Below are 4,875 nucleotides of genomic sequence, written 5' to 3' on the forward strand. Positions count from 1 at the left end.
CGCGGCAGCGGCGGCGAGCGCGCGCCACGCGCCGCGCACGCCGGCGGCGGCCGCTTCGGTCACGGTTCCTCCGCCTGCGCCAGCACCGTCTCGATGGCTTCGGCCAGCATCGCGCCGGTGACCGGCTTGCGCAGGAACAGGTCGAACCCGGCGCGGCGCGCCTGCGGTTCGGCGTCGGCGTCGGCGCGCGCGGTCACCGCCACCAGCGGCCGCGAGAAGCCTTGCATGCGCAGCTGCCGGGCGAGGTCGAGGCCGTTGATGCCGGGCAGGTCGAGATCGAGCAGGGCCAGGTCGAACCGCGCGGTCGCGGTTTCCGCCAGCGCCGCCAGACCGTTGGCGACATGGGCGACGCGATGGCCTTGCGCGCGCAGCAGGCCGGCGATGACCTCGGCCACGGTGGCGTCGTCCTCGACCAGCAGGATCGCGCGCGGCACGCTGCGCTCCGGCGCCACCGGCACCCGCGGCGAATAGCGGTCGCGCGGCCCCGACGGCGCCGGCGCCTGCGCCGCCGGCAGCGGCAGGTCGAGCACGAAACGCGCGCCCTGCCCGGCCTGGCTGACCACGCTGACCTGCCCGTCCATCGCCGCGGCCAGTTCCTGGCAGATCGCCAGCCCGAGCCCGCTGCCGCCGTAGCGCGCCGCGGTGCGCGCGCCTTCGGCCTGTTCGAAGCGGCGGAACAGCCGCGCCTTTTGTTCGTCGTTGAGGCCCGGGCCGGTGTCGCTGACCTCGAAGCGCACGCCTTGCGGCTCCAGCGCGCTGACCCGCAGCCCGACCCGGCCTTCCTCGGTGAACTTGATCGCGTTGCCGAGCAGGTTCATCAGGATCTGGCTGACCCGGTGCGGATCGCCGCGCAGCCCGGTCGGCGCGTCGGCGGTGATCTTGACCTCGAACTTGAGCCCGCGCTGGCGCGCCAGCGGCTGCATCAGCCCGGCGGCTTCCTCGACCAGCGCGCGCAGGTCGAACGGGCGGTCCTGCAGCTCCAGCTTGCCCGACTCGATCCGGGCCAGGTCGAGCGCATCGTTGACGAGCCGCAGCAAATGCTCGCCCGCGCGCTTGATCGATTCGGTGTAGCCGCGCTGCTTTTCGTCCAGCGAGGTGTCCAGCAGCAATTCGCTCATGCCCAGCACGCCGGTCATCGGCGTGCGCACCTCATGCCCCAGCGTCGCCAGGAACCGGGTCTTGGCCAGCGAGGCCTGCTCGGCCACTTCGCGCTTGTGCACCGCCAGCTGCCACGCGCTGCGCCGGCCCAGGCGGCGGCGATACGCGATCGCGGCGATGCCGATCAAGGCGATGCCGAGCACGGTGAACACCAGTTGCGCCCAGGTCGAGCGCCACCACGGCGGCTTGACGTGCAGTTCGAAGCCGACCGGCTCGGACCAGATGCCGTCGGCGCCGGCCGCCTTCACCCACATTCGGTATTCGCCCGGGTCCAGGCGCGAGAACACCCGCTCGCCGTTGGCGCGCTGTTCGATCCAGTCCGGGTCGTAGCCGTCGAGCTTGAAGCGGTAGACGTGCGAGCGCGGATCCAGGAACGACATCAGCCGCGCGACCACGCGGAAATCGCGGTCGTCGGATTCCAGCTGCACGCGCCCGCCGGCCGGCGACAGCGCCCAGTCGTCTTCCTCGCGGCGCACGCTGAGGCTTTCCAGCGACAGCCGCGGCGGCCGCGCGCTCGGGAACGGCGTGTCCAGGTCGAACAGCACCATGCCGTCCAGCGACAGCGCCGCGGCGATGCCGTCGGCGTTGCGGTGCGGGCTGGTGCGGGTCAGCTCGACATTGGGAATGCCGTCGCCGAGGCCGAACAGGCGCAGCCGGCGCGCGTCCGGCGAGACCATCAGCAAACCGCGCGTGGTGGTCGCCCAGACCGTGCCGTTGCGGCTCACCAGCAGGCCGGAGACGTTGGCGTCGGGGTAGTCGTTGGTGTTGTCGATGCGGCGCTCGAGGCTCAGCCGGCCGTCCTTCCAGCGATACGCCTCCAGCGCGCCGGTACGCGCCAGCCACAGCCGCTGCGGGCCGGCGAAGCTCATCGCCTGGATGTCGCCGAAGGCGCCGCCGGGCACCGCGACGAAGCCGTCGCCGTCCCAGCGCTGCAGGCCGGTGCTGCCGGCGAACCAGGGCTGGCCGTCGGGGCCGGCGCGGAACGTCGCCGGGCTGGTCAGGAACGCGGCGGTGCCCAGGGTCTTTTCGATCTCGCCCGGCGGCAGCGGATCGCCATCGCGGGTGTAGCGGTGCACGCTGCCGTCGGAGAACCACAGCCACAGCCCGCCGTCGGGCAGTTCGTGCAGGAACCAGACCGTGCCCTGCACGCGCGGGCGGTGCGGATCCAGCGGCCAGCTGCGGGCCTTGCCGCTGGCCGGGTCGAACAGGCTCAGGCCGGTGGAGTGGCCGATCCAAAGGCTCCCGTCGGGACGCGCGAACACGGTGTGCATCCACTTCAGGCCGGCCCCGCGCGAGTCGGCCACCGGCTCCAGCGTGCCGCTGCCGGCGCGCAGCCGGTACAGGTCGGTGGCGCTGAGCAGCCAGAAGCCGCCGTCGCCGTCGGAGGCGATGTCGCGCGCGTCGAGCCGGTCGATCTGGCGGCCGCCGACCGAGGTCACCGAGGCGAAGCGGTTCCAGTCCGGCGGCAGGTACACCAGGCCTTGCGAATACGTCACCAGCCAGATGCCGCCCTCTTCGTCGCGCAGCATCTGCAGCACGCCGCTGCGGCGGTCCCACAGGCCGTCGCCGGCGTCGTCCTGGAGCAGGCGCACGTTGTCGTCGGCGTCGACCCGGTACAGGCCGGCGGTGGTGCCGATCCAGCGCCCGCCGGACAGGTCGCTGACGACGATGCCGTTGTTGGCGTCCTCGCCGAGCGTCCACGGCGCCAAGGTCATGCGGTCGTCGCCGTCGAGGCGGAACAGGCCGTGGTCGGTGCCGACCCAGATCGCGCCGTCGGTGTCCTGCGACAGTTCGCCGACGCTGAAGCCGGCGGTTTCGTCGCGGCCGACGCGCTCGAAGCGGCTGCCGTCGAAACGCGCCAGCCCGCCGACCGTGCCGACCAGCAGGCGCCCGCGCGGGTCGGCCATCAGCGCGGTGATCGGCCCGCGCGGCAGGCGCGCGGCGGCACCGACGCCGGGCTCGAATCGCTCCACGCCGCGGCCGTCGGGGGCGATGCGGCACAGGTGGCCGTCGTAGGTGGAGGTCCAGATCGCCGCGTCCGGCGTGCCGGTGACGAAGGTGACGTTGTCGCTGCAGCTGGCGTTGGCGCCGCCGAAGGACAGGCGCTCGAATTCCTTGCGGTCGGCGCCGAGCACGCTCAGGCCGTTGCGGCTGGCGACCCAGATGCGGTCGCCGGCGTCGATGTAGAGGTCTTCGAGCATGTTGTCCGGCAGCGAGCCGGACAGGCCCATGGTGTGGCGCCACAGGCTGAATTCGACGCCGTCGTAGCGCGCCAGGCCGTCCTCGGTGGCCATCCACAGATAGCCCTGGTGGTCGAGCTCGGCCGCCACCACCGACTTGGGCACGCCCTGTTCCTGGCCGAAGCGGCGGAAGCGCGGCGTTTCCGGCAGCCGCGCCTGCGCCTGCTCGATGCACGACGCGGCGCATAGAAGCAATAGGAGCAGACACCAACAACGTACCAGCACGGGGCTCCTCCTGGACCGCGAGCGATTGAGTCCCGGTAAGGCCGGTAAGCCTATCGTCGCAACGGGCCCGACTGTGCGCAAGCGCACGGCGAACGCGCGCAATGCGCTGGCGGTCACAAGTGGGCGTCGCGCGGCGGCAGGCGCCGCGCGTGCGCATCGCCGCAGCGCCGCGCGCTCATGCCTCGCGCTCGAAGATCTCCCCCAGCGCATCGGCCAGCATCGCGCCGGTCACCGGCTTGCGCAGGAACCGGTCGAAGCCGGCGCGGCGCGCCTGCGGTTCGGCGTCGGCGTCGGCGCGCGCGGTCACCGCGACCAGCGGCTGGACGAAGCCCTGCGCGCGCAATTGCCGGGCGAGGTCGAGGCCGTTGATGCCGGGCAGGTCGAGATCGAGCAGCGCGAGGTCGAACCGCGCGGTCGCGGTTTCCGCCAGCGCCGCCAGGCCGTTGGCGACGTGGGCGACGCGGTGGCCCTGGCCGCGCAGCAGGCCGGCGATGACCTCGGCCACGGTCGGGTCGTCCTCGACCAGCAGCACCACGCGCGAGCCGACCCGCGGCCGCGCCAGCGAGGGTTCGACCGACGTCGCGGCCGGCACCGGCGGCGGCGCCTCGGCCAGCGGCAGGTCGAACACGAAGCGCGCGCCCTGGCCGGGTTCGCTGTACACCGCGATCTGCCCGTCCATCGCCGCGGCCAGTTCCTGGCTGATCGCCAATCCCAAGCCGCTGCCGCCGTAGCGCGCCGCGGTGCGCGCGCCTTCGGCCTGTTCGAAGCGGCGGAACAGGCGCTGCTTCTGTTCTTCGTTGAGGCCCGGGCCGGTGTCGCTGACTTCGAAGCGCACGCCCTGCGGGGTCAACCGCTGCACGCGCAGGCTCACCGCGCCGACGTCGGTGAACTTGATCGCATTGCCGAGCAGGTTCAGCAGCACCTGGCAGACCCGGCTGCTGTCGCCGCGCAAGCCGCGCGGCGCATCGGCGGCCACGTCCACGTCGAAGCGCAGGCCGCGCTGCTGCGCCAGCGGCCGCATCAGGTCGGCGGCTTGCGCGACCAATGCGCGAACGTCGAACGGTTCGTGCGCGAGTTCGAGCTTGCCCGATTCGATCCGGGCCAGGTCGAGCGCGTCGTTGACCAAACGCAAGAGGTGTTCGCCGGCGCGGCGGATCGATTCGGTATAGCCGCGCTGCTTCTGGTCCAGCGGCGTATCCAGCAACAGCTCGCTCATCCCCAGCACGCCGGTCATCGGCGTGCGCACCTCGTG

General features: G+C 72.6%; 2 protein-coding genes. Both read right to left on the reverse strand.

Features of this window, described 5'->3' with window-relative positions; all coding sequences use genetic code 11:
• Nucleotides 1-59 precede the first annotated feature (59 nt).
• Nucleotides 60-3,623 (reverse strand): ATP-binding protein, encoded by a 3,564-nt coding sequence (locus A7A76_RS09350; protein ID WP_206410953.1) that lies wholly within the window; start codon nt 3,621-3,623, stop codon nt 60-62.
• A 175-nt stretch (nt 3,624-3,798) separates the two neighbouring features.
• A partial coding sequence (locus A7A76_RS09355; protein ID WP_206410954.1) for an ATP-binding response regulator occupies nt 3,799-4,875 on the reverse strand: 1,077 nt, incomplete at its 5' end.

It is taken from the genome of Lysobacter enzymogenes, assembly GCF_017168095.1.
Taxonomy (GTDB): domain Bacteria; phylum Pseudomonadota; class Gammaproteobacteria; order Xanthomonadales; family Xanthomonadaceae; genus Lysobacter; species Lysobacter enzymogenes_D.